The organism is Chryseobacterium sp. (assembly GCF_008831505.1).
GTDB lineage: Bacteria > Bacteroidota > Bacteroidia > Flavobacteriales > Weeksellaceae > Marnyiella.
In genome coordinates this window covers 1,552,848-1,576,996 of sequence record NZ_CP044507.1, presented here as the reverse complement: position 1 = coordinate 1,576,996, position 24,149 = coordinate 1,552,848, and the positions used below count along the sequence as shown (strand labels likewise).

Here is a 24,149-nt window from a genome sequence, read left to right as displayed (position 1 = left end):
TAAGTTAAGGTAAATGCCTACCGGAAAAAATAAAGTGTAAAAAACCACGCGTGAAAACGCACGGTAATCCGACTTTTCCTCCGAAAGCGATTAATAAAAAAAGTATTTCAGCAAGGTCTCCTGACTTTCACCTTTGTTTTGCCTTCCCGTTTCCAGTGGCTTAATTAAAACAAAATATTGCTTCACAGATGTTTTATCTCTGTGGGCGTGTGATTTACAGTTGCGGGGACAGTTCACGGATTGCACGTGATTCCCTTTTCTGAAAGTGGCGCAAAGATAGTCTTTAATTTATGTTGATGAACGCAGATGGCGTAAAATTGCACACTTGCCGTTACAACAAACAGAATGTCAGTTATAAAGAATTTTATTTTTGCTGAATTTTTTAGAGGAAGCTCGAATCAAATGAGAAGGGTAAAAGATCCCGAACAGATGAAGTTTTATATATTTCGCCACTGAGGGAAGAGAAATATATTTCGATATTATCACCCTGCACTGCTTCGTACTCCAGGATAGACTGCCGGCAGGAACCACAAGGGGGAATAGGTACAGAGGTGAGTGCTGAATCGGGTGCGCCAATTACGAAAAGTTTTTTCATTTTCACTCCCGGATAATTTGCGGATGTCCAGTAAATGGTAGTCCTTTCCGCACAGAGTCCCGACGGATATGCTGCATTCTCCTGGTTACTGCCGGTCACGATTTCACCGTTTTCAAGCAGCACCGCGCAACCCACCTTAAAATGAGAATAGGGTGCATACGCCGATTCCCGAACTTTTTTAGCGGCCTCAAAGAGTTGTTTTTCGGTCTCACTCAGTTCGGCATATCCTGCGATTTCCTCAAACAGGATCTTGATTTCTTTTTGCATGCATATAAAAAATGGGGAAGTAAAGGTAAGTGTTTTTTCTTTAGATTCTACATGGCTTTTTGGGCTTCTTCGTTGCGGTCCTGTCGCAGTTCCTGCGGTAATCACTAACTTTACGCCTTAACCAAATTTAATTCAAATATGCTCTATACTCCGATAAAATTCCGGAACCTTGAACTGAAGAACCGTTGGGTCATGTCGCCCATGTGCATGTATTCCTGCGAAGAGGGTTTGGCAAATGATTTTCACACTGTTCACTACGGCAGCCGCGCTCAGGGTGGTACAGGTCTCTTGATTATAGAAGCTACCGGCGTGGTGCCCGAAGGCCGGATCACTAACCGCTGTATGGGCATCTGGAATGATGATCAGGCTCAAAAACTTAAAGATATCGTGGATTTTGTACATTCCCACTCAGAGAGCAAAATCGGCATCCAGCTTGCGCATGCGGGACGTAAAGCCTCTACCTGGAACGGCAAACAGATCCCGCTGGAGGAAGGTTGGGAAACCGTAGCTCCGTCACCCATTCCCTACGAGGAAAGTGAGCGTACGCCGCACGAACTTTCTGCAGAAGAAATTACGGGTCTGGTTCAGGCTTTCCGGGATGGTGCCAGAAGGGCGCTAGATGCAGGTTTTGACCTTATTGAAATACATGCTGCACACGGCTATCTCATTCATCAGTTTCTTTCGCCTTTATCAAACATCAGAAAGGATCAGTATGGGGGCAGTCTGGAGAACCGCAGTCGCTTCCTGCTCGAAATTGTAGAGGCTGTACAGGAACTCCTGGATGATGACCATCCTCTGTTTGTGAGGATCCCAGCCACGGAGTATGCCAAAAACGGCTGGGACCTGGATGAAAGTGTACAGCTGGCTAAAATGCTTAAAGAAAAAGGTGTAGATCTCATAGATGTCTCATCCGGCGGAAACATCCACGGTGCACGCATCTCGGTATTTGACGGTTACCAGGTTCCTTTTGCCGAAACTATCAGAAGTGAAGCCGGTATTGCCACCGGAGCCGTGGGTCTTATTACCAGTGCCGGACAGGCAGAACAAATCCTTCAGAAAAATCAGGCTGATATTATTTTTGTGGCCCGTGAGATCCTGAGGAATCCTTATCTGGCCATACAGGGCGCTTTGGACAGCGGCGCAGACTGTCCGTTTCCGCACCAGTATGACCGTGCGAAAAAGTAATGTGTAAGACCTGAAAAAGTTGTATTATTGAATGCATAAAAATTAAGAATGGCGGCGGAGGATTATATGGTTTCCTGCCTGAATAAAAAGATATTCGGCATAGAATGTTTCGGTTGCGGTGCGCAGCGGGCCCTGCTTATGGTTTGGGAGGGCAGGTTTGCAGAGGCTTTCCAGCTTTTTCCGGCAGTGTACACATTGATTGTTTTCGGAATTACTGTAGCGCTGCATTTCATGGACAAAAAAAGGAATTACGCTTCAGCCCTGGTCATTCTGGCCATCCTGAATTCCGTGATTATGGTTGTTTCCTATTTTATGCGGAACGATTATTTATTCAAATAAAAACATTTTAAAACAATAATCTATGAACGAACAGAAATTACCAAATGCTACACTTGTGCTTGTATTGGGCATTATCTCCATCCTGGGATGCTGCTGTTATGGAATTATCGGATTGGTGTGCGGAATTGTTGGTCTGGTGCTGGCTAAGAAAGATGAGGCACTTTACCTGGCCAATCCAACCCTTTACAGCGATTTTCAGACTTTAAAAACGGGCAAAATCCTGTGTTATGTAGGTATTGTGCTTAGTGCACTAACAGTGATTTACATGGTGATCATGATCATGACTGTAGGTCTAGACGCATTGTCGGATCAGGAACTTATGCAGGAAAGACTGCGTGACCTCATGGGTCAGTAAGTAACCAGTTCCGGAAAAAAGGACCGCCCCAGTTTAATTACTGGGGCGCTCTTTGTTGATACGGAAAATTCGAATTTATTTCTTTGGCGGATAGTTGGCCATTATTTCGGCTACGATCTGTGGGATCTGTTTTTGTTTGGAACGCGGTGAATCTACCGAAATGCCGCTGCCTATTCCCTGCCATACCAGTTTGCTGGTTTTTGCATCAATAAGGTCAATGATCAGTGCACCTTCATTATGATTGGAAGTCCACGTGCGGCTCATGCCCACACCCCATCCGAAAGGTCCGCCCCAGCCATACATTCCGTAAGGATTCCTGCTTTGGATATCTTTAATTTTTTTGTGGTTAGCCTTCACATTGATAATAAGGTCTGGACTGTCGGAAACACTCAGGCCTTTTGTCTGCAGTTGGCGTGAAACTTCGTTCAGTACGCGGTCTTTATCAATATCGTTTAGTTTAAGGTCGTCGATCCTTAATTTATACGTCCTGTAATTGCTGAAGGTAGCAGTTTCGGCATAGTCGGAACGCACGTTGAAAGGGCTGCAGGAAGTAAGTCCCAGGGTAGCCGAAGCTAAAATCAATAGAAGATATTTTTTCATGACTGTCTTATTTTTTAATTGGTTTCTTGAAGGTGTCTGTTTTCTTGTCGTATCCGTAGGGGCAGTGCCTGCAGCCGCTTTTACAGCAGTAACCGCGCTTCAGGTGATACGCTTCTGTAAAGACCTTATAACCCTGTTCGTTGTAATAAAAGTCCTCGTTTTCTTTGATTGGATTGTTTTGCATTGGTTAAAAGGAATGCTGAAAATTTTATCTTTGTGGTATGATCATCATTTGGCAATGGCTTCTCAAAAATACAAAAATTTCAGGGATCACCCTCTATCCTTTCATTTTGCTTCGAAGCCCTGAGCTCCGCCGCAACCGGATCCTGCTGAATCACGAGAAAATCCACCTGCGGCAGCAACTCGAACTTCTGATTGTACTTTTCTACGTTTGGTACATCCTGGAGTATCTTTATTGGTATCTGCGGCTGGGCAATGCGCACCGCGCTTATCAGTCCATTTCGTTCGAACGTGAAGCCTTCAGCTACGAACATGACTTTAACTACCTGCGCAAACGGAAAATTTGGGGGTTCCGGAAGTTTATTGGAAAGCAGGCGGGAGCGTAAATTAGTAGTTTGATCGTTTGGATGTTAATTTATCCAGGAGCGCCACCATTTCTTTGCCTGTCAGAAATCCGGCATACCGGAAAAGCACCCTGTCTTTTTTATCCACTATAACAAGTGTCGGATAAGTAAGTTTCCCGTTAACTGCACCCAAATGCTGCGCCAGTTCATGTGTGCCGGTACGCGGGCCATTGGGCACATAGCGGTAGGTTTCTCCCTGCCAGACAATGGGTCCTGTATATTCCCCATTCAGTTCACCAAAGTAAAAGTCAGTCTGCAATTTTCCGGCAACCTCAGGATTACTGAATACTTTATTTTTCATCATCTTGCAGTAAGAGCACCAGTCGGCGGTTATAAATATCAGCAGCGGGCGAGGTTCGGCAACACGACGGATTTCAGCTTTTTCCAGCGCATGTTTATCAGTGCTTTCATTATTGCTCTGTGACAACATCATCGAAGGCAATAAAAACAGAATAAATGCAGCAGTAAATTTCATATCAGTCCAGTTTAAATCTGACACCCAGGAATCCACGTATTCCCTGGTTGGGTGCGTACACATACGTGGGATCAAAGGTAAGGGCGTACGGATTTTCCGGCGTAGCGACTGCCTGACCCAAAGGATCGAACACCACGTTTTGGTCAAACGGGTCATGGTTCCTCGCGATCAGGAATGGATTTCCACGGTTAGGCGTCCAGTTCAGCAGGTTTTTTACGCCGCCGTAGATTTCCCAGTTTTTAAGGCCGTCATAGCTGAGCTGTATATTCTGTATGCTCCACCATGGCGATGTAGGTTTCCGTGGGTCCAGATCTCCCAGAAGCGGTAAACGCATGGGACTGTATACGTTTCCGGTGTAATCCAGAGTTAGTCTGGCTCTTCGTATTTTATAGGAGATAGCCCACGTTCCGGTAAAATTCTCGGTAAGGAGTTGGTGGCTGCGCATGCCAAATTCCGAAAGGGTATTTTCCATAAGTGTGGCCCCTAGGATGAATTTAACTCCGCTGTGGTGGTTCAGGTCTGTGTTAATGCTAAGGCCGCGGCTTACCGCATGTCCCTCCAGATTGTCATAAATGATCTTGTTGACATCGGTTTCATAATCCGGTACAATCCGGTTGGTAAAATAAGTATAAAATGCGGTAGCCTCAAGACCCAGGAATGTGCCGGATTCCGAATAAAATTTTTTAGTGAAATTAAGATTGGCATTATAGGACTTTTCAGGTTTCAACCCGTTTAGGATCAGAATGTCACGTGAACCGGTGAGGGCTGCGTGGTCTTCGGTAAAGAGATTTACCACACGGAAACCCGTGCCTGCATTGAACCTCAATATGTTTTCATCATTTGGTGCCCATTTGTAGGCGAATCGTGGCGTAAATATAGAACCGTGACTTTGGTTATAATCAAAGCGCAGGCCTCCCAGGACACTGTGTTTGTCGTTCAGCTTAATTTCATCCTGAACAAAAATTCCCGGCAACAGTACTTTATCGGGTTGGTTGTTATTGGAATGATTAACCGTCGCCGGCGTATTGTCATCATAATAAGTGTAGCGCACTGCTGCACCTGCAAGCAGGTCATGTTTTCCCAAACGGCGGTCCCAGGCCAGCTGTCCGAAGGCGACTTTCTGATTTGCAATATAGCTTAGCGTACCGTAACGGCTGTCCTGGTCATGGTGTACAAAGGAAAAAGCCAGATTCATACTCTCCCGAACCGGCAGCTGGTAGGCACCGAAAAGTTCGGCACGCTGGGTATAGATGCTCTCCCCATAAATTTCATTTCCACCGCGGTAGGAACGGTTCCATCGTACATCGCCGCCCCAGCGGTCCTCATACATATACCGGGCAGCCATGCTGAAAAGTTTGTTTTCGGGACACCTGAAATTCCATTTCTGAAAAACCGAAATCCTTTTCTGCAGCGGAACATCGGTAAAGCGGTCGCTGTTCATATCCGAAACTTCCTTATAACTGTAATAATTGATTCCGGTAAGCAGGGTAGTGCCGGGGCGGGCCTTTATTTGGAAACCCAGATCAATATTATTTTCCGCCCATGTCGTAGACATCACATCGGCGCTGAAAGCCGGTGCGTTTCCCGCTTTTTTGGTGATGATGTTAATGATGCCACCCACCGCTTCACTTCCGTACAGTGACGATGCCGGACCTTTTACAATTTCAATCCTTTCAACCAGCGAGTTGGGTATGCCCGTAAGACCGTACACAGTGCCCAGTGAACTTACCATCGGCATACCGTCAATGAGAACCATCGTGTACGGGCCCTCCAGTCCGTTAATGTGGATGTCGCCGGTGCTGCAGATATTACAGTTCAATTGAGGACGAACCCCATTTACGTTCTGCAACGCATCAAAGATATTAGGTGTAGGATTTTTCCTGAAGAATGCCGGTGAGTACACCTCCACCGGAATTGGACTTTCAAGTCGCTTTACTGCCTTCATAGTACCGGAAATCACCACTTCATCGATGGACGAGGATACTTTTTCCGTAATGGTGTCCCGGATCAATGTATTCACAGATAAACTATCGTATGAGGCGGTTTGAGTGTGGAACATTAAGGGCAGAACAGCCGTCAGGCAGAATAATTTCAATTTCATCCGGGAAAGTTTGAGCTGCAAATTTACATAAGTTAGAATAATCTAACAAATTTATTATAGCCTCAAAATATTAGTAATCCAAGGCCTGTTTACTATCGTCAAAAATGGATTATTAAGAGTTGAGGATAAAATCACTAAAACTTCGCGGACATTTGCTTACTATCATTTGATTAACAAATAAAGCAAAGGAAGCAACGTAAGGAATAGGACGAATACTGTCCATAAGCGTCCCTCAGTCAGATTGAAATCGCGGAACAGGAAATCCCATGACTTGCCGGTCATACGCCCAAGGGAGAATTAAAAAACAACGGTCAGAATTGCTCATGCAACGCCAATGATTAAAGCTTCATTGGTATTTTGGATATGTAGAAATGGATAAATAATCCAGATATAAGCTGCGCAAAGAAAGCAAAGTAATAGTGTAGAATACTGATGGGCCCGGAGTTCACTAAAATATTTAGTTTCCATTTTTTCGGCAGTTTAAGGGCTAACAGAAGGATTATGAAAATTGCTGCCGTTGTGGTAGGTTGCATCCACGACACATGACCGATAATAATTATTTGCACAGAGAGCCACAGGATGATGGTAAGTACACAGAAAAGAGAGAAAACGTGCTTTCCTTTGTCTCATAAATACCGATATGGCTGAAAGGAGTGCTGAGCCGCCTACGACCACAAACAGTATCATGCTGGGAATAAAATAGTCCCGAAAAGGACTGCCCTCCAACCAGGATATTGGCACAGCATCCGCTCCCGCCATTCCGTACCAGCCACCGCCAAAGGCATTAAGAGCCACCAGCAAAAGTAAGGTGCCCAGTGGCCGGCGAATAAGACTGTAGCTTCGTGTTGGCATCGCCCCATCCTTTAGATTTATGTATAAATTTAAGGAAATACACAGTAATGTTTATGCTTAGTCAACTGCCTTTTCGGGATTATTAACCTTATATGCTAATTTGTAGAAAAATAAGGCAGAAGAATATCCTCGAAATTATAAAGGCCGGTGCTTTTGTCGGTTAGGTTACCTGCCACAAAAAGCACTCCGTTGCCAAATGCGTCACGCGAAATGGATTCATGCGTAAGCCTTACTGTCTGATAGGGGAAACCAAATACTACCTCGTGCTTACCCACGATTCCCCCTGCCCGTACTGAGTTGATCTCAGACTTCTCTACATCCAGGGCTTCAGCAATCTTGGCTGCAGTTCCGGAAATTCCGTCCTTGTCTTTAAAATGTTCTTCAACGATTACAATGTCCACATCAGGAGCAATTTTCTTCAGGAATTTGGCTGCGAACAGCAGATAGTTTACGCCCAGCGTGATGTTTGGGCTCCAGAAAACCACCGTTTGGGCTGCAAGCTCCTGCAGAAGCTGCTGCTCCGTCTTTTTATAATGGGAAACTGCAGAGATTATTTTTATGCCACGCTGTGCTGCATGGCGACCATAGGAATGAATTCCAGAATCCGATGAGAAATCGATAATAATGTCTACAGGATACTTATCCAGAAGATCGGGAACGGTCATGCCGGCACTGGAAACTATCAGTCCGGGGTCTTCCGAGTCTACGCCCAGAAATTCAGCTGCATTTCTGTTTTCAAGCTGGTTGCTGCGTTTGAGCACCCACTCCAGCTGAAAATTTTTATTTTGCAGAATTACATTCGCGACTGCTTTTCCTGTCTTTCCAAAACCCAGTAAACCTATTTTCATATATCTTTTTTAGCTTATTTCAGGCTTTAATTTTACAAAACCCTTCGTAAATATAAGAAATAGAAGTTTTATGTAGAAGTCTGGGTGCGATCTGCAGTGTAACTTTAACTGATGCCGTTTGGTCCGTTAGATGTGCTGATGCAATTGGATTACCGCTGATTCCTGATCTTTTCTCAATAAAGTATTGGTCCTGTGCAATATTGAATGTCATTTTTAACCAGCCTCCTTCAGTTCTGTAAATCAATATTAACTGTACCGTGTAAATCAGTCTTCCAGCAAGTGCTTCGAGCAAAAGCTTCGAATTTCTCCATTTTCAAACTTTTTTACAACTTTGCAGGATGATTTTTCCTGAAACGCACATCCCCATCACCGAAATACCGTTACAAAACAGAGATGTGCGACTTTTCGTAAAAAGGGAAGACTTTATCGATCCTGAAATTTCAGGGAATAAGTACTGGAAACTCTTTTACAACATCAACAGCTATCTGGCGCGCAAAACGGCAAATCCCCGTTTGATTACATTTGGCGGAGCCTTCTCCAACCACATTGCCGCTGTTTCCGCGCTAGGATATCGTGAAGATATTCCGACCGTTGGAATAATACGCGGTGATGAACTTGCAAATAAATGGCAGCATAACCCTACATTGAGCTTTGCCGCGGCAAAAGGAATGATGTTTTGCTTTGTATCTCGCGAGCAGTACAGGAGAAAGGAGGAACTTGGGGAAATAATGCTACAGCAGTATCCCGAAGCACTTATCATTCCGGAGGGAGGAACTAATGAACTGGCTGTAGACGGCATCCGGCACATGCTGAATGAACAAACAAAAAGTTTTGATTATCTTTGCTGCGCTGTTGGAACCGGCGGGACTTTAGCCGGAATTTCAAAATTTGCAGAGGCAGAACAGAACATTCTGGGCTTTAAAATCGTGAATGATGATTCTCTTCAGCAAAGCGTGCTTGCTTTATCAGGCAGAAATAATTTTTCGCTGATAAATGAGATAAATGGCAGATACGGCAAAATAACTGACGAAGATATTCGTTTTATAAATGTTTTTGCCGAAAAATACGGCATACAGCTCGATCCGGTGTATACCGGAAAGATGATGCAGGGTATATTTGCACTCATAGAGGCAGATTTCTTCCCGAAAGAAAGTAAAATCCTTTCCTTTCACACCGGTGGCCTTCAGGGCATTTCCGGCGCCAATAAAATGTTGGCAGCAAAAGGCAGGAAGCTGATTAACAATACAGTAAGTTCACAAACTAACTATTTATGAGAAAAATATTTATTGCTTTAGCACTGATTATTTTATCGCAAATTCAAGGCCAAACCTGGACCACCGACGAACAATATATTCAAAAATTTGCACCTTATGCGGTAGAGGAGATGGAAAAATTCAAGATTCCGGCTTCCATTACACTGGCACAGGGACTTCTTGAAACCGGTGCCGGACAAAGCCGTCTGGCAAAGGAAGGCAATAACCATTTTGGTATTAAGTGTAAGGACGAATGGACCGGCAGAACAATGCGGCATAACGATGACGCACCCAACGAATGTTTCCGCGTGTATGATGATGTCCGCCAAAGCTACGAAGACCATTCGCGATTTCTGGCAGAAAGAAAATACTATGTCAGCCTTTTCAAGCTCGACATCAAGGATTATAAAGGCTGGGCCCACGGTCTGAAAAAGGCCGGTTATGCCACCAACCCCCGCTATGCGCAAATCCTTTTATCCATCATTGAAAAGCATAAGCTCTACGAGTACGATAATACAGATTCCAAGACGGTCTATACGGCTCTACTCAATAAATATCCATCCCTTCAGGACGACCGTACTTTTCTTGCGCAGATGAATCCGGGACGTAAATCTGCATCAGACAGTCAGGCTAAAACGATTAAGGTGCGTTACGAGCAGACCTCCTATGCCACTCAGCAGAAAAAAGTTCAGCAGCAGAAGAACAGCGATCTCTTAAAAGAAGTTTTGGTTAAGAACCATCCGAACGGCGGGATGAAATATCTTGTAGTACCTGCAGATATGAACCTTCTTCAAATTGCTGATAAATTCGGCATCAGTGAGAGCCGCCTGATGAAGTGGAATGACTTGAGCAGCGGCAAACTGAAGCAGAATGATATTGTTTTCCTAGAGTCTAAAAGTTCCGAAGGAAATGTGCCGGCATACAAGGCGGAAGTTGGGGAAGACATGCATGCTATTGCTCAGAAATTCGGTGTGCGGCTGGACAAACTGCTGGCCAAGAACAGGATGGAGGACGGTGGAAAACTGCGTGCCGGAGACCTTGTTTTCCTGCAGGGACGTAAGCCAAGATAGTTAGAGACACTTGCACATTATTTAAAAATAAACTGATGATATATCAAAGAAGTTCTGCGCTTTTTACAGAAGCGCAGCGCTATATTCCGGGCGGAGTTAATTCACCTGTGCGCGCATTCAAATCTGTAGGAGGTGTACCCGTTTTTATGAAGTCGGCTAAGGGAGCCTACCTGACCGATGAGGATGGCCGAACCTATGTTGATTATATAAATTCCTGGGGTCCTGCCATTTTGGGACATACCCACCCTGTGGTTCTGGAAGCTGTCCAAAAGCAGGCGGAAAAAGGGTTTTCCTTCGGAACTCCCACCGAACTCGAAACTGAAGTTGCCCGGTTCATTGTAGAAAATGTTCCCAATGTGGATCAGATCCGCATGGTTTCTTCCGGCACGGAAGCGTGCATGAGCGCCATACGTTTGGCCCGTGGATTTACCCAAAGAGACAAGATCATTAAATTTGAAGGCTGCTACCACGGACATTCCGATTCTTTCCTGATCAAAGCTGGAAGCGGCGCCGTCACTTTCGGGCACCCCAATTCACCGGGAATTACGCAGGGAACAGCGAAGGATACTTTGCTCGCCAGATATAACGATATAGCACAGATACATGACCTTTTCCGCCACAATGAAGGGGAGATCGCCGCGGTAATCATTGAGCCTGTGGCGGGAAATATGGGCTGTGTATTGCCTGAAAACAATTTCCTGCAGGAACTTAGGAAAGCTTGTGATGCCAACGGGGCCTTATTGATTTTTGATGAAGTAATGACCGGCTTTAGGTTGGCTTTCGGAGGGGCACAGGAAGTATTCGGCGTAAAAGCCGACCTGGTGACTTACGGTAAGGTGATTGGCGGTGGTCTTCCGGTAGGCGCATTTGCCGGGCGCAACGAAATTATGGACCATCTTGCTCCAAAAGGAGCCGTGTATCAGGCGGGAACTTTAAGCGGGAATCCGCTGGCCATGCGTGCGGGTCTTGAAACACTGAAACTGATAAAGAATGACTCCGGTTTCTATGAGCGGATTAACAAAACCACCGAAACGCTTGATTTTGAGATTGGTAAGATTCTGAACAGCAAAGATATCCAGCACCGCATCAACAGGAAAGGTTCCATGATGAGTGTGTTTTTCCACATTGCAGCCGTTTCTGATTTTGATGAGGCACAGCGTGCCAATCATTCTCTCTTCAACAATTTTTTCCACCATATGCTGAAGAACGGAATCTACCTGCCACCGAGCGGTTATGAAACGTACTTCATTAGTGACGCGGTCAAAGACGCGGAAATCAGCCGGACGCTGGAAGCGGTTCAGAGCTTCGAATATTCAGATAAATAATAAAACCGGTTCCAAATGGGAACCGGTTTCGTTTTTCTCATCATTTTTATGCCTAACGGGACGCAATAGCGATTTCTACCGGCATTACATAGGTCACAGGCCTCTCACGCTGCCCTTTAAAACGTAAATGAAGACCGCTTAAGGCACTTTCAAGATTTTTGTTAATGGCCCTGCAGCGGCTATCTGCCCGAACATTTTCAATTTTGCCGTCTGTTGAAATATTAAATTTCACCAACGAATTGGTGGTTCCTTCGGTGAGCTGCGGATCGGTAAAATCAAAATTCTGCGCTATAATGTTTCTCAACTGGGTAAAGCCGTCCTTATTAGTAATTCTTACTTCTTCTATAAGGCTGTTGGTATGCTGTGCCTGCAGACCTTCTGAAAATCCCACGAAAAGTAGGATTCCCAATACTGCTGTTTTTATTGCCGTCTTTTTCATATCTCAATTATTTATGTCTTTCGTTTGTTCAGTCAAAGTACTATAATTATTATTGAATTAACAAAAAATTCATATTAAATTAACACTGGAACGGAAAAATTTAATATTGGAAATCCTGATGTATAGAAAAAGACGCCGGATAATTCCGGCGCCTTGCTGATATGAATGAAAGAAAAAAAGTTCTAAAAAAGTCCGCTCCAACCAGTTGCCCATGATGGCAGTCCAGTTCCGTTGCTTCCACCTGCGCCGGTTGCTGCGGCATTTACAGTGAATGTACCGGGCAGTACAGGTATTGTGACTCCAGGCGTAGTTCCTACCGCCGTTGCTTTCGCTGAGGCCTCGGTCTGCACATTGTCAAATCTTACATTGGTGATCTTACCAGCTCCGTTGAAATAAGCGACAGACTGGTCGTGCTCTACATTGATTCCTGTTTTCCAACCGGAAAGAACAACATTGTCTATGGTTGCGTGCGTTCCCTCTCTAAGTTTAATTCCGTCCGCTTCACCGGTAAGAGCTCCTATGAATGTGGCGTTTTTAATGGTAGGGTTAGACCTTGGACTTGCATCTCTGTTATTGGAATTGTTATCGGCTTCAATGCCTCTGTTTCCGGTATTGTCGGCTCTTCTTTTGGCATAAACACCGTTCACTGTACCGTTCCAGCCTTCAGTCCAGTCAAAAGCATCATCTTCATTGCCTACAGACAGGATATTTGTGGCATTAACAGTTCCGCCAAAGAATTCAATACCGTCATCCGAACCGTTTATTACGGCTAAATTGTTGATTTGAGTCCCGCTGCCCACTCCAAAAAGGGACAGACCGTTAAATTCCTTTTCTGCGGTGAAGATGGCGCCGGCATATTCGATACGCACGAAGTTCAGTGTTCCTGAGTTATCAGTGGCTATGGTTCCTCCGTAAGTAGCATTGCCCACTTCAGACATTGCAGTTGTACCTTTGTTGATGGGTGCGCGGCCACAGATTACGAGTCCGCCCCAGGCACCGGGTGTCGCATTGGAAGCTGTGAAAACAACAGGTGCAGCCGCAGTACCGTTGGCAAAGATCTGCCCGCCCTGTTCAACAGTGACGTAGGCTGAAGTACCTCCTGTAGCTTCAATTCTGGTTCCGGCAGGGATGATCAGCTTACCACCTTCTTTCACAACCAGAGGTCCCGTAAGTTTGTATACTTTGGAGGGATCCAGTGTAATTGTATTACCCGTGGTTATTTCACCTTTAAAATTTCCCGGCTCAAAACTGCCGGCGGGTGTGGTGATGATGGGATCATCGTCATTACTGCAGGACTGTACCGCAAATGTGGCTGTGCTCAGGATAAGTGCTGCGGTCAGTACTTTCAGACTGTTCTTTTTCATAATAAAGCTTTTTTTAGATTATAATGGTTTTGATTTTTAAAACTGATAGGAAAAACCGATTCCGGCGTCTATCCCTTTTTTATACTCCCTCACTATTACATCACCATTGGCATTGGCCTGTACGCGGGTGAAACTTGTGTTCAGCAAATTTTTCGCACTGGCAGATATTCCCAGGCCATTATTAAGGGAAAACCTCACGGTCGCATCCAGAAAATTTACTGCTTTATCTACCAGGTTGCCCTTACTTTCATAACCCAGAGCATAGATATTATCGGAAATATGAGTGTAGGACAGGACTACATCCATAGTGTTCCGGTTCCATTTCTGTTCCCAGCCGAGGTTAAGGTTGGCCAAGAAGCCGGAAGCCCCCTGCATTCTGTCCTGGCTGCTGATAAAGGAAACTGCAACTTTTGAATTTGGATTTTCTCTGTCCACCTTTTCGGAATCCAGTTCCTGTTCGGTATTAAGGTACGTGGCGTTCATAAAAGTATAGAACCGGGAATTACCATTCGTGTACAGATCTTTTCTCAATTCGGCCTCAACACCGAAGATCATTCCGCTGTCGCCTGTGTTCACAAACGAAACTGAATTTGAAGAGGAGTTTACGGTGACGCGGGAAATTGGGTTTGAAATGTATTTTCCGAAAACTGTAGCCGAAATCAATTCGCCCCGTTTTGGGAACCATTCCCACTTCAGGTCCAGGTTGTAATTATCTGCCGGGTTCAGGTCTGTATTTCCAAAGCTGAGTTCGTCTATATCTTCATACTCGAAAGGTGCAATTTCTAGAAGAAGTGGGGTAGTGTACGTTTTGGACGCGGACAGACGGAGGTTATGCAGGTCGTTCAGACTGTATTTTAGGTTCAGCGCCGGCAGGATTTTGGAATAGTCTTTATCTACATCCCCTTCCTGAATACTAGTATTGTAAAGGATGGACTGCTGTAGGTTCTCATAACTCACACCGAGTTGGGCAGTCAGCTTTTCTCCGGCTTTAAATTCAGCATTGGCAAAAGCTCCGTGGTTCATCACTTCGGATTGATAGTATTGTGGAACAAGGGCCATCTCATCTGCACCCACAATTCCGCGGAAGGTCCTTATGTCAAAGAATGCACCGGACTGGTAATTTTCATAGTTGAAAAATGCACCGTAATCTTCGGGAGTTACATAATAATTGCCAGGAGCCAGTTTAACCCGAAAATTATATTGTGTAGCACGGAAATCCGAATCTTTTAAGCGTCCGCGGTAACCTGCGGTGATCTTTATTTTGTCGCTCAGCTGATAATCTGCGTAGATATTAGCAGCGTAATCATTCTCCAGAAGCTGGTCAAAATAGCGGTGATTGGCTCCGGCGTTTCCGGCAATGAAGTGGTGAAGGCCGGTGTTCAGGTTTTCAACACTGATATTCTGCTGCCGGTCCGGTCTTCTGCTGTCCAGACGGTTGTAACCAAGATTCCAATATAGCTTCAGCGGATCTGTTATACGGTGCTCACCGACAATCTGGTTAATCCAGAGATCATTTGTTTTGTAGGTTGCCCTGCGCATATGTGCGGTTTCATTGGTCCGGTCTTCATTTGTATCCCGTATATACCCTTCATAAAGTCCCAGTTTCTGTTCTGTGGTATGAATATAATTGGTGGTAGCCTTCACCGTATGATCACTGTTGATGCGGTAATTGAGGTTTAGAAGCCCGGTGGTATTAGTGTCGTAGGTGAATTCCTGACCCCACAGGTCTTTGAGTGGCGCGCCGGAATTATCTACGGAACGTATGATGCCTTCCCTGAAATTGAAATCATTGTCAAAATTTCCAAATCCGAAAACACTCAGCTTTCCTTCTTCTCCTATCCGGAAAGATTTGCCGAAGTCAACACCAAGCGAAGAATTAATGGGATTATAGGTCTCTTCATTTTGCCAGCCTGTATTGAAGGCATATCCAAATTGGGCAATTTTGGCGTTTTTGGGCTTACTGATCTGTTTAAAGCCCAAATAATCCGGACCGTTTTGAAGGTAAAAATTTGGCTTTGAGAAAGCGTTGAAATTCACTGATGATCCTAAATTTACTTTGAAATAGGGCTTACCGGTGTATACTTTGGAGACAATATCCACATTTGCGCCCGCCATATCGCCCCAAAGCCTGGGGTTATATACTTTTTCCAGTCCTACGAAATCGATCATGTCTGTTTTCACGATACCGAGGTCAATGTTCTTATAAGCGGGATCGTTGGAAGGAATGGGCAGCCCGTTCATACTTGTGGAGTTACTTCTGTCGCCCAGACCGCGTATGAAAACCTGGCCGCTGCCTTCCTGCTTCTGTGCGCCGGTGGCTTTGGTTACAGCTACAGATACGTCGCCGACTCCCTGTTTCTCAAGCTGCACTGCACCTACTCTTTCAATTACTTCGGCAGATTTGCGCTGAAGGCTGATCAGGTTGCTTTCCGCACCTTTTTTTACGCTGCCGCGCAGGACAACACCTTCAATCTGTTTCTCTGTCCTAAGCGTATCCTGTGCGGCCTGTTGTCCTGAAAGTGTCTGTGCCGTTCCCAGGAGGAATAAAACTCCAACACTTAATTTAGTGATTTTCATTTCTTGTTTTTTACTTGTTTTTCTTTCACTGCAAAGGTCCTCAGTCCCCTGCGAATTGCTGTATACTCAGTTTTAAGTTTGTTTTAATAAATAATGAACAGGAAAATGCCAATATTAACTTTCCGTGAATAAAGGCAGGCAGGCCGGTCCACGTGTTAATTTTTAGTAATTTTGAAAGGATAAAAACTGAAGATGAGTACCAAAAAGATCTTACTGATTGATGATGAACAGGACATCCTGGAAATCCTGTCTTATAATCTGGAAAAGGAAGGATATGAAGTAGTTACCGCCAGTGGTGGTGAAGAAGGTATCGAAAAAGCGCGCACACTCGTACCGGATCTTATCCTTCTCGATGTCATGATGCCCGGAAAGGACGGTATTGAAACCTGCCAGGAACTCAGACAGATAAAAAGCCTTCAGAAAACACTTATCGTTTTCCTGTCGGCTCGCAGCGAGGAGTTCTCCCAACTGGCGGGATATCAGGCCGGCGGTAATGATTATATTGTAAAGGTCATCAAGCCCAAGGTTCTTATATCCAAGGTGAATGCACTTCTGCAGCTTACTTCGCAGGTAAATGAAAAGGCCAAACTTATTGAAGTGGGCGATTTGGTGATTGACAAGGATAACTTCAGGGTTTCCAGAAACGGACAGGCTTTTCTGTTGCCCAAGAAAGAATTTGACCTTCTTTATCTCTTAGCTTCCAATACTGATAAAGTCTTTAAGAGAGAGGAGATTTTGGAGAAAGTTTGGGGTAGCGATGTAGTGGTGGGAGAACGTACAATAGATGTGCACATCCGCCGCCTGCGGGAAAAATTAGGTCTCAGTTCTATTCAGACGCTTAAAGGAATTGGTTATAAGCTCATTGTTTAACCGGATATCTTTAAATATTTCTTCAATTTGAAATTCAGGGAACTTACTTTCATCGCCTCGCTTTTCATCACCCTTGTGACGGTTTTTGTGGCGCTGGCCTTCAATCTCTCACAGGAACAGCTGGCGGAGGACCGCAACCGTTTTTACATGATCATGTCACTCTGTGTCCTGATAATGCTGGCCGTAAATTATTTTCTTCTGGAATTTTTGTTTGGCTATTATGGCAAAAAACAGATCAAACGCATCAGTACCATCCTGCCGCAGGGCATTATCCCGACAGACGAGAGTAAAATGAGTTTCACACAACTTGGTGAAAAGGTTTCCGAGCTTTCCCAGAGAAATGCAAACGAAATTGACACCATGAAAGGGATGGCCAGCTACCGCAAAGAATATATAGGCAATGTCTCACACGAGTTGAAAACACCACTCTTCTCCATTCAGGGCTATGTGGAAACCCTTATAGACGGCGGTGTTGAGAACCTGGCCATCCGGGACAAGTACCTGGAACGCATTGATAAATCGGTGGAAAGGCTGTTGGATATTGTGAAGGACCTGGATATGCTGAACCAGTTTGAATACGGCGAAATCAACCTTAATATTACCACATTTGACCTCAATATCCTCATCCGCGAAATCATGGATATGCTGGATCTTGAAGCTGAGCGTCGGGAAGCCAGGATGCAGCTCCAGACCTCGCATGCTGCAATTATGGTGCGTGCGGACAGGCAGCGGATCAGCCAAGTGATCATTAACCTTATCTCAAATGCCATTCATTACTCCAACCGCGAGAATGCACTGATCACGGTGCGCACCAACAAACTGCGCTCAAAAGTACTGGTAGAGGTGGCCGACAATGGAATGGGCATCAAAAAGGAACTTTTGCCGCGCATCTTTGAAAGGTTTTACCGGGTTGAATCTTCACGCAGCCGCCGTGGTGGCGGTTCCGGATTAGGGCTGGCCATCGTAAAACATATTCTCGAGGCACACAACGAAGCCATCTCTGTACACAGCGTTTATCTGGAAGGAACCACCTTTACTTTTATGCTGGAAACCGAGCCTTAGACGGCGCGGAATGTAATAAAATATTTTAAAAAAAAAGATTTTTAAAACTTTTTGCTCCGCTTACAATTATCCTATATTTGTACCGTTAACATTAAGCAAAACTAATACAAGAAAGCAATAATGGTTTATAAAATCCGCGTCATTTTAGATACCAAGGACAATATTTTCCGCGATATTGAAATCAAAGGGAAACAGACACTCTGGAACCTGCATTTAGGTATCAAGAGTGCCTTCAGCCTTCAGGGTGAGGAACTGTCAGCCTTTAATCTGCTCGAGTCAGACGGGACCATCATTAAGTCCGTACCTCTGGAGGATATGACCGATGAGGGCGATGGTGAGATTATGTCAGACGTTTATATTGATGAAGCATTCGCAAATGAAGGCGACCGTGCACAGTTTCAGTACGGACTGCTTGACCTTTGGGAATTTTTCTGCGAACTTGTAGAGATGGTGGATGAAAAGCCTGCTGTTAATTATCCAATAACCGTTTTCCGTTTTGGTGCGGTGCCACTGAAGGCACCCGGTAAAAGTACAGGTAAAAGCAAGAAGCCGGTGATGCCGCTTCTGGACGAGGACGAAGATTTTGGTTTCAACGATGATTTTGAAGAAGGTGATTTTGCCGATGAGGATGATGATTTTGATGATGACGATGCTTTGGATTTCGCTGATGAGCCACTGGATGATGACGATGAAGATTAAGAAATTTACACCCTGCAACCGCAGGGTTTTTTAATGTCCGGCTGCGAATTTTGTTTCGCTGGAATTGTAGGACTCCATTCGGGGAATAATTGGGGAATTATCCCGACCTTGCTGTTCTTAACACTTCTATCATTAGAACAATATGAATGAAACCTGCAGGTGGAAGCACACCACCAATATCTATGAAGTAAACCTGAGACAGTATACTCCCGAAGGAACTTTCAAGGAATTTACCGCACATTTGCCCCGGCTCAGGGATATGGGTGTTGAAACGCTGTGGCTGATGCCGATCACCCCTATCGCACAGAAAAACAAAAAAGGAAGTATGGGCAGTCCGTATGCGGCGGCCAACTATGCAGCTGTAAACCCGGAATTTGGTACACTGGAAGATTTAAGAAATTTAGTGCATGAAGCGCACAGCTTCGGATTCAGAGTGATTATGGACTGGGTAGCCAACCATACAGGCTGGGACCATGTGTGGACGAATACCCACCCGGATTTCTATCTGCGGGATCCCCTTACCGGCGATTTTCAACCCGCATCCGGAATGGCCGACATCATTGAACTGGATTACTCTAAACCTGATATGCGCTTGGCCATGATTGAGGCCATGAAATATTGGGTTAGGGAAGCAAATATAGACGGATTCCGCTGCGACCTGGCAGCATGGGTGGAACTGGGTTTCTGGCAACAGGCAAGACCTGAACTGGAAAAACTGAAACCACTTTTTTGGCTCGGTGAATTTGACGAACTTGATGATCCCGGGTACGGAAAGATTTTCGATGCCAGTTATTCCTGGAACTGGATGCACCTGACCAGGGATTTTTGCGATGGCAAAGTTACTTTAGGTGAACTTAAGACACTGTTGACCAGATATTCAGAGATTGGAGACGGCTCTATGCGTGCCTGGTTTACATCTAATCATGACGAGAATACCTGGAACGGTACTGAATTTGAGAAATATGGGATCTATGCAGAGGCGCTGGCCGTCTTTTCAGTGACGTGGAACGGCGTGCCACTCATCTATAACGGGCAGGAAATACCGATGCGCACAAAAAGACTTGAGTTTTTTGAGAAGGACCCTATTCCGTGGACCGGTACTAATAAACTGCATGACTTCTATAAGACTCTGTTGCGCCTTAAAAGCAATAATCCGGCGCTGCGGGGTGGCGACCCGGCCGTGAGGACGCTTTTGCTGAAGACTACAGCCGATGATAAAATTCTGGCATACCTAAGGCAAAACGGAATGCACGCAGTACTAACGGTGCTCAGTTTTTCCACAAAACCAATCAATTTTGAGATTACAGAAGAATCGCTATCCGGAGTTTATACCTGTGTTTTTACACTTTCAACGCGTGATTTCACCAACGGAGCCCATTTTTCTTTGGAACCCGGAGGATTTGCGGTTTTTCAAAAGTAGAGCTACTATCGCGAATTCTATTCTTTGTGCTTTCTTTTGATGACCTTACCGCGAGGTTCATCCGCTTCAAACAGTGCCAGTTCCGAATGCAGGTATTCCGCTGCCGCTGCCGAATCTTCCACTTTGATGGCGCTGCGCTGCAACATCTCTGCTTCAAAACGGTTTAGAATGATTTCCCTAATGTCTTTATCCTGCCAGTCGTTTGGATTTGAACATCCTTTTGTTATTTCCCGCGCCAGTGACAGTGCATCCAGCAGGGCCTGATTGGCTCCCTGACCTTTAAACGGACTCATGGGATGTGCCGCATCACCAATCAGTGTGGAAGCGCCTGAGGTATTCAGAAGCTCAGAAGTGAGCAAGTCACGGTCATACACCGGATAACCGGAAATTTTTGATGGGTCGCTAGCGTTCAGAATTTGCGGAATGGGGTCGTGCCAGGGGGTTCTTCGGATAGCTTCCTGTTTTAAGGCTTCATTACCTCTGTTACGTAAAGCAATTGCCTCTTCCTGTGGAATAGGGAAACTAAGCTGCCACATTACCGATACGTCGTCGTAAGGCATTATATAGATGCGTTCATGACCGTTGGCTGTCTGAAAGACAGTAGCCGAATCCAGGAGGGAGCGGTCGCATTCGCCAATTTCACTGAGCCTGCAGATTCCCAGGATTACCATGCAGCCCAGGTAACGGAGCGGGAGCGTTTCTTCCCCTAAAATTTGTCGCCTTACAATACTCCTTATACCGTCAGCGCCTATTACCAAATCCGCTTTCTCCACAACCACATCATCATTCACCCGGAATTTCAGGTTTAGGCTGTGATCATCACAATGGTTAAATTGCAGAAGTTCATAACCCCATTTTACAGAACCGCTGTTTTGCAGTGGTCTCAGAAGTACCGACCGTAATATCTGTCTGGCAATATGAATATTGGTTCGCCGGCTGCCGGCCTTACTGTTGTTCCCCAGCCATTTCCGCATTCCCCATTCGCCCACAATTTTACCGTCTGGTGTGTGTACAATATGTTTGGTGGAAACCACGCCATCTTCGAGATTATTAATGCCGAAGCCTACCATGGCTTTACTGGCCTGCTGCAATGTAAGTCCATAACCCTGGGCACGATCACTGAAACTGTTGTCTTTTTCGTACAGAGTGAACGGGATGCCGCGGTGCAGACAGGCAAGCGCGAGTGCAGTTCCGCCAATGCCGCCACCAATGATGGCCAGATGCGGGAATCTCTGGGTATCGGGTCCAGGATAGTTTTCAGAAGGTATCAGCCCACTGCCGGAACATACACTGCAAGTGGTGTAATGAGGCTTTGGTTTTAAGGGTACGGGACCTATGGCACCATCTGAATGCCATGTCTTCAAAGCTTTTTCATAACGGAGACGCACACTTTTGCGAAGGCGCTGCTTTTTCTTTCCAATTCCGCCACACTCACCACAGGCGGTCCGGCATCTTAATTCCGAATCCATTCAATATCTGAAGAAGCGCATCCTTCCTGCACTTTTATAGGTTAAAACAGGGCGCAAAGGTATTCATTCTGCGAAAATAAATCTGTAATTAATTATCACTCTTCATATTAAAAATTAAAAGCCTAATTTTGCACCCCGAAATTCAGACAGGATGATGCTTATTATTTTTTAAGCCGAATGCCTTTCTATTTCCTGAATCAAAATATTATTTTATATGAAAAGAATTGGCGAACACCGCAAACTGCTGGGCGTAGACAAGACGGTGACCCTGAAAGAACTGAAAACCATTTACAGAAATACAATGAAGGAAGCGCATCCGGATAAATTTGTAAATGACGAGGAGGGACGTACCGAGGCTGAAGCCACCAGTAAATCGGTGATTGAAGCCTATCATTTTCTGGTGAGCATCAATCCCGAAACGCAGGAGAAGTACAAAGAGGAATACAGCGAAACCACTTCCAAATCCAATATTCAGGATTTTGACTATGAAAAACAGATCCTAAAAATACAGCATGTGAATGGTAAAATGTACGAGTACATTGGTGTTCCGCGCAACACTTATATTAAGATGGTAAATGCAGATTCGCCAAGCAGGTTTGCCAGGCGCCATATCTATGGTAATTTTATCCACCGCAAGGCAGGTGAGGCAATGGCTGACTAGGCCTGATGCTTTTTATGAAAATTAAAAACCTCTTCGGAAATATACCGGAGAGGTTTGTTTTTTTAATGGGCTACCTTTTTTATCTGCTGTAGTATTTGCCGATGCCGGGCGAATCATAGGTGAAACTACTTTCGTTTTCGGATTTATCCAATTTCCTGCTCACGGTAAGTGCCCACAGAACCAGCTCCATACAGAAGTAGCGGTCGCCGTCGCCTAGATCGCCGGTATTTTCATCTACAAGTGATACCAACGGTTTTATGCTGTTCAGTTTATTGCGGTAGTCTAGATCTTTGTCCAAATAATTCAGGTGAAGTTGGTTTTCATCAAACCACCGGACAATGTCGGTATAGGGAGTTTTCACGCCTTCTTTCTCCAGTTTGCCAATCTTTGGGAATATATTTTCAAATTGATTCATTACTGCCTGGTCAATAAGGATTCTGGCCACATGATCCGCACCTTCCTGTTCGCCTTCATAAACGAGTTCGATTTTTCCTGTAATAGACGGAATTACGGACAGAATATCAAGTAAACGAACGGCTGTACGGTCCAGATCAGATTCAATAAGGCGAAGTTTGGCGGCAGCCATCAGATTTTCCATGGCGCTGATGGTTAGCCTGGCGCTCACACCACTTTTGGTATCTACAAATTCGCTGTTCCGCGCAGCAAAAGCGATCTCTTCAAGCAGGTTTTTTGCATAATCGGGAACTTCAATTACTGCGCTGTCTTCAGCAGAAATGCGAGCTTCCTGCTCCGTGATTTGCCGGGCCAGGGCAATGTTTTGAGGATAATGGGTGAAGATCTGAGAGCCTATACGGTCTTTCAGCGGGGTAACTATGCTTCCGCGGTTGGTGTAATCTTCGGGATTTGCTGTAAATACAAACTGGATATCCAAAGGCATCCTGAGCTGGAAACCGCGAATCTGGATATCACCTTCCTGCAGGATGTTGAACAGTGAAACCTGAATACGTGCCTGAAGGTCCGGCAGTTCATTCAGTACGAAAATACAGCGGTTGGCCCTTGGAATCATCCCATAATGCAAAACCCGCTCATCGGAGTAAGGCAGTTTCAGCGTGGCGGCCTTAATAGGATCGATATCGCCAATGAGATCGGCTACATTCACATCCGGAGTAGCGAGTTTTTCAAAGAAGCGGTCGCTGCGGTGTACCCAGGATACTGGAGTTTCATCACCCAGCTCATCAACAAGGTCGCGCGCCACCTTTGATATGGGCTGAAAGGGACTGTCGTTGATTTCTGACCCCTGCACGATGGGCATATATTCGTCCAGCAGACTTACCATACTTCGCGCAATACGTGTTTTTGCCTGTCCGCGCAATCCCAGCAGATTAATGTGATGTCCCGCCAGCAATGCTTTTTTAAGTTGAGGAATAACAGTGTCTTCATAACCCCAAAGGCCTTCAAATACAGGCTCTTTCGCCCTGATTTTTGCGATAAGGTTTTGCTGAATTTCCTTGGAAATGGTTTTATGGGCATATCCTGATTTTTTCAGTTCGCCAAAAGTTGTACTTTCTTTCATTGTTATTTAATGTTTTTTGAGGGCAGATGCTGTACAGTAGAGACAAGAGCCAAGATGTCAGATATCAGATTTCAGACTTTTGAGTTTAGATCTTAAAATCAATTCATAAACATTCAACTGTTTCCTCCCGGTAACCCAGAGTTTTAATTTTTTTTCATCTTTACACTTCTGACTCATAACTTCCAACCTCTAACCTCTTACCCCT

General features: G+C 45.1%; 24 protein-coding genes and 1 riboswitch. Of the genes, 12 read left to right on the top strand and 12 right to left on the bottom strand.

The genetic code is table 11. The features are described from left to right. Positions 1 to 92: 92 nt before the first annotated feature. A riboswitch (cobalamin riboswitch) is annotated at positions 93 to 290 on the bottom strand. Positions 291 to 382: 92 nt separating this feature from the next. After that, positions 383 to 862: a cytidine deaminase gene (cdd, locus tag F7R58_RS07440; RefSeq protein ID WP_158064304.1), complete on the bottom strand. Its 480-nt coding sequence runs from the start codon at positions 860 to 862 to the stop codon at positions 383 to 385. A 138-nt stretch (positions 863 to 1,000) separates the two neighbouring features. On the opposite strand from cdd, the gene namA reads away from it, so the two are divergent. From namA to F7R58_RS07425, 3 genes are read left to right on the top strand one after another with little or no spacing between them, the layout of a single operon-like run. Next, positions 1,001 to 2,047 (top strand): NADPH dehydrogenase NamA, encoded by a 1,047-nt coding sequence (namA, locus tag F7R58_RS07435; protein WP_158064303.1) that lies wholly within the window; start codon positions 1,001 to 1,003, stop codon positions 2,045 to 2,047. Between the two features lie 48 nt (positions 2,048 to 2,095). Next, complete coding sequence (locus F7R58_RS07430; protein WP_158064302.1) at positions 2,096 to 2,386, top strand: DUF2752 domain-containing protein; 291 nt, start codon at positions 2,096 to 2,098, stop codon at positions 2,384 to 2,386. Between the two features lie 22 nt (positions 2,387 to 2,408). Beyond that, a complete protein-coding gene (locus F7R58_RS07425; RefSeq protein WP_158064301.1) occupies positions 2,409 to 2,741 on the top strand; it encodes a CCC motif membrane protein in 333 nt (110 codons plus the stop codon). Positions 2,742 to 2,816: 75 nt separating this feature from the next. Here the strand turns inward: F7R58_RS07425 and F7R58_RS07420 are convergent, their stop codons facing one another. Continuing rightward, positions 2,817 to 3,341: a DUF4136 domain-containing protein gene (locus tag F7R58_RS07420; protein WP_158064300.1), complete on the bottom strand. Its 525-nt coding sequence runs from the start codon at positions 3,339 to 3,341 to the stop codon at positions 2,817 to 2,819. Between the two features lie 7 nt (positions 3,342 to 3,348). Further along, positions 3,349 to 3,525, bottom strand: a complete 177-nt coding sequence (locus tag F7R58_RS12940; protein ID WP_187695216.1) for a DUF5522 domain-containing protein — start codon at positions 3,523 to 3,525, stop codon at positions 3,349 to 3,351. A gap of 37 nt (positions 3,526 to 3,562) precedes the next feature. On the opposite strand from F7R58_RS12940, the gene F7R58_RS07415 reads away from it, so the two are divergent. Continuing rightward, positions 3,563 to 3,907 carry a hypothetical protein gene (locus F7R58_RS07415; RefSeq protein ID WP_158064299.1) on the top strand — a complete coding sequence of 115 codons (345 nt, stop codon included), beginning with the start codon at positions 3,563 to 3,565 and terminating at the stop codon, positions 3,905 to 3,907. A 1-nt stretch (position 3,908) separates the two neighbouring features. Here F7R58_RS07415 and F7R58_RS07410 read toward each other — a convergent pair whose 3' ends face one another. From F7R58_RS07410 to F7R58_RS07395, 4 genes are all read right to left on the bottom strand, one after another. Next, on the bottom strand, positions 3,909 to 4,400 hold the full coding sequence (locus F7R58_RS07410; RefSeq protein ID WP_187695215.1) for a thioredoxin family protein: 492 nt from the start codon (positions 4,398 to 4,400) through the stop codon (positions 3,909 to 3,911). 1 nt (position 4,401) lies between these two features. Next, complete coding sequence (locus F7R58_RS07405; protein WP_158064297.1) at positions 4,402 to 6,501, bottom strand: TonB-dependent receptor plug domain-containing protein; 2,100 nt, start codon at positions 6,499 to 6,501, stop codon at positions 4,402 to 4,404. A gap of 480 nt (positions 6,502 to 6,981) precedes the next feature. Further along, positions 6,982 to 7,353: a hypothetical protein gene (locus F7R58_RS07400; protein ID WP_158064296.1), complete on the bottom strand. Its 372-nt coding sequence runs from the start codon at positions 7,351 to 7,353 to the stop codon at positions 6,982 to 6,984. A 95-nt stretch (positions 7,354 to 7,448) separates the two neighbouring features. Beyond that, entirely contained in the window at positions 7,449 to 8,201 is a 753-nt protein-coding gene (locus F7R58_RS07395; protein ID WP_158064295.1) for a 4-hydroxy-tetrahydrodipicolinate reductase, read from the bottom strand. Between the two features lie 338 nt (positions 8,202 to 8,539). Between F7R58_RS07395 and F7R58_RS07390 the strand changes: the two genes are divergently transcribed. The 3 genes from F7R58_RS07390 to hemL are packed head-to-tail and all read left to right on the top strand — an operon-like array spanning position 8,540 to position 11,849. Further along, complete coding sequence (locus F7R58_RS07390; protein ID WP_158064294.1) at positions 8,540 to 9,475, top strand: 1-aminocyclopropane-1-carboxylate deaminase/D-cysteine desulfhydrase; 936 nt, start codon at positions 8,540 to 8,542, stop codon at positions 9,473 to 9,475. Then, positions 9,472 to 10,524, top strand: coding sequence for a glucosaminidase domain-containing protein (locus tag F7R58_RS07385; RefSeq protein WP_158064293.1), 1,053 nt, complete (start codon positions 9,472 to 9,474; stop codon positions 10,522 to 10,524). The genes F7R58_RS07390 and F7R58_RS07385 overlap by 4 nt, the downstream gene beginning before the upstream one ends. 35 nt (positions 10,525 to 10,559) lie before the next feature. Continuing rightward, positions 10,560 to 11,849 (top strand): glutamate-1-semialdehyde 2,1-aminomutase, encoded by a 1,290-nt coding sequence (gene hemL, locus F7R58_RS07380; protein WP_158064292.1) that lies wholly within the window; start codon positions 10,560 to 10,562, stop codon positions 11,847 to 11,849. Positions 11,850 to 11,901: 52 nt separating this feature from the next. Here the strand turns inward: hemL and F7R58_RS07375 are convergent, their stop codons facing one another. The 3 genes from F7R58_RS07375 to F7R58_RS07365 all read right to left on the bottom strand — a co-directional run bounded on the left by F7R58_RS07375 (position 11,902) and on the right by F7R58_RS07365 (position 16,229). After that, positions 11,902 to 12,288 carry a hypothetical protein gene (locus F7R58_RS07375; protein WP_158064291.1) on the bottom strand — a complete coding sequence of 129 codons (387 nt, stop codon included), beginning with the start codon at positions 12,286 to 12,288 and terminating at the stop codon, positions 11,902 to 11,904. A 182-nt stretch (positions 12,289 to 12,470) separates the two neighbouring features. Beyond that, positions 12,471 to 13,652 (bottom strand): hypothetical protein, encoded by a 1,182-nt coding sequence (locus F7R58_RS07370; protein WP_158064290.1) that lies wholly within the window; start codon positions 13,650 to 13,652, stop codon positions 12,471 to 12,473. Between the two features lie 36 nt (positions 13,653 to 13,688). Continuing rightward, on the bottom strand, positions 13,689 to 16,229 hold the full coding sequence (locus tag F7R58_RS07365; protein ID WP_158064289.1) for a TonB-dependent receptor domain-containing protein: 2,541 nt from the start codon (positions 16,227 to 16,229) through the stop codon (positions 13,689 to 13,691). 192 nt (positions 16,230 to 16,421) lie between these two features. Between F7R58_RS07365 and F7R58_RS07360 the strand changes: the two genes are divergently transcribed. From F7R58_RS07360 to F7R58_RS07345, 4 genes are all read left to right on the top strand, one after another. After that, positions 16,422 to 17,099 (top strand): response regulator transcription factor, encoded by a 678-nt coding sequence (locus F7R58_RS07360; protein ID WP_158064288.1) that lies wholly within the window; start codon positions 16,422 to 16,424, stop codon positions 17,097 to 17,099. 27 nt (positions 17,100 to 17,126) lie between these two features. Then, on the top strand, positions 17,127 to 18,161 hold the full coding sequence (locus F7R58_RS07355) for a sensor histidine kinase (RefSeq protein ID WP_158064287.1): 1,035 nt from the start codon (positions 17,127 to 17,129) through the stop codon (positions 18,159 to 18,161). 120 nt (positions 18,162 to 18,281) lie between these two features. Continuing rightward, on the top strand, positions 18,282 to 18,860 hold the full coding sequence (locus F7R58_RS07350) for an IS1096 element passenger TnpR family protein (RefSeq protein ID WP_158064286.1): 579 nt from the start codon (positions 18,282 to 18,284) through the stop codon (positions 18,858 to 18,860). A 142-nt stretch (positions 18,861 to 19,002) separates the two neighbouring features. Next, on the top strand, positions 19,003 to 20,280 hold the full coding sequence (locus F7R58_RS07345) for an alpha-amylase family glycosyl hydrolase (RefSeq protein ID WP_158064285.1): 1,278 nt from the start codon (positions 19,003 to 19,005) through the stop codon (positions 20,278 to 20,280). Between the two features lie 17 nt (positions 20,281 to 20,297). Here the strand turns inward: F7R58_RS07345 and F7R58_RS07340 are convergent, their stop codons facing one another. Next, entirely contained in the window at positions 20,298 to 21,749 is a 1,452-nt protein-coding gene (locus F7R58_RS07340; RefSeq protein ID WP_158064284.1) for an FAD-dependent oxidoreductase, read from the bottom strand. 214 nt (positions 21,750 to 21,963) lie between these two features. Here F7R58_RS07340 and F7R58_RS07335 point away from each other — a divergent pair, with 214 nt between their 5' ends. Next, positions 21,964 to 22,410, top strand: a complete 447-nt coding sequence (locus F7R58_RS07335; protein WP_158064283.1) for a KTSC domain-containing protein — start codon at positions 21,964 to 21,966, stop codon at positions 22,408 to 22,410. A 79-nt stretch (positions 22,411 to 22,489) separates the two neighbouring features. On the opposite strand, the gene F7R58_RS07330 is transcribed toward F7R58_RS07335, so the two are convergent. Next, on the bottom strand, positions 22,490 to 23,944 hold the full coding sequence (locus F7R58_RS07330) for a sigma 54-interacting transcriptional regulator (protein ID WP_158064282.1): 1,455 nt from the start codon (positions 23,942 to 23,944) through the stop codon (positions 22,490 to 22,492). Positions 23,945 to 24,149: the final 205 nt, after the last annotated feature.

Coding starts and splice junctions, on each gene's coding strand:
- F7R58_RS07385 (WP_158064293.1), top strand. CDS start 9,472: ATGAGAAAAATATTTATTGCTTTAGCACTGATTATTTTATCGCAAATT.
- F7R58_RS07430 (WP_158064302.1), top strand. CDS start 2,096: ATGGCGGCGGAGGATTATATGGTTTCCTGCCTGAATAAAAAGATATTC.
- F7R58_RS07420 (WP_158064300.1), bottom strand. CDS start 3,341: ATGAAAAAATATCTTCTATTGATTTTAGCTTCGGCTACCCTGGGACTT.
- F7R58_RS07390 (WP_158064294.1), top strand. CDS start 8,540: ATGATTTTTCCTGAAACGCACATCCCCATCACCGAAATACCGTTACAA.
- F7R58_RS07330 (WP_158064282.1), bottom strand. CDS start 23,944: ATGAAAGAAAGTACAACTTTTGGCGAACTGAAAAAATCAGGATATGCC.
- F7R58_RS07405 (WP_158064297.1), bottom strand. CDS start 6,501: ATGAAATTGAAATTATTCTGCCTGACGGCTGTTCTGCCCTTAATGTTC.
- F7R58_RS07400 (WP_158064296.1), bottom strand. CDS start 7,353: ATGCCAACACGAAGCTACAGTCTTATTCGCCGGCCACTGGGCACCTTA.
- hemL (WP_158064292.1), top strand. CDS start 10,560: ATGATATATCAAAGAAGTTCTGCGCTTTTTACAGAAGCGCAGCGCTAT.
- F7R58_RS07360 (WP_158064288.1), top strand. CDS start 16,422: ATGAGTACCAAAAAGATCTTACTGATTGATGATGAACAGGACATCCTG.
- F7R58_RS07415 (WP_158064299.1), top strand. CDS start 3,563: ATGATCATCATTTGGCAATGGCTTCTCAAAAATACAAAAATTTCAGGG.
- F7R58_RS07370 (WP_158064290.1), bottom strand. CDS start 13,652: ATGAAAAAGAACAGTCTGAAAGTACTGACCGCAGCACTTATCCTGAGC.
- F7R58_RS07395 (WP_158064295.1), bottom strand. CDS start 8,201: ATGAAAATAGGTTTACTGGGTTTTGGAAAGACAGGAAAAGCAGTCGCG.
- F7R58_RS12940 (WP_187695216.1), bottom strand. CDS start 3,525: ATGCAAAACAATCCAATCAAAGAAAACGAGGACTTTTATTACAACGAA.
- F7R58_RS07345 (WP_158064285.1), top strand. CDS start 19,003: ATGAATGAAACCTGCAGGTGGAAGCACACCACCAATATCTATGAAGTA.
- F7R58_RS07375 (WP_158064291.1), bottom strand. CDS start 12,288: ATGAAAAAGACGGCAATAAAAACAGCAGTATTGGGAATCCTACTTTTC.
- F7R58_RS07350 (WP_158064286.1), top strand. CDS start 18,282: ATGGTTTATAAAATCCGCGTCATTTTAGATACCAAGGACAATATTTTC.
- F7R58_RS07340 (WP_158064284.1), bottom strand. CDS start 21,749: ATGGATTCGGAATTAAGATGCCGGACCGCCTGTGGTGAGTGTGGCGGA.
- F7R58_RS07335 (WP_158064283.1), top strand. CDS start 21,964: ATGAAAAGAATTGGCGAACACCGCAAACTGCTGGGCGTAGACAAGACG.
- cdd (WP_158064304.1), bottom strand. CDS start 862: ATGCAAAAAGAAATCAAGATCCTGTTTGAGGAAATCGCAGGATATGCC.
- F7R58_RS07425 (WP_158064301.1), top strand. CDS start 2,409: ATGAACGAACAGAAATTACCAAATGCTACACTTGTGCTTGTATTGGGC.
- F7R58_RS07410 (WP_187695215.1), bottom strand. CDS start 4,400: ATGAAATTTACTGCTGCATTTATTCTGTTTTTATTGCCTTCGATGATG.
- namA (WP_158064303.1), top strand. CDS start 1,001: ATGCTCTATACTCCGATAAAATTCCGGAACCTTGAACTGAAGAACCGT.
- F7R58_RS07365 (WP_158064289.1), bottom strand. CDS start 16,229: ATGAAAATCACTAAATTAAGTGTTGGAGTTTTATTCCTCCTGGGAACG.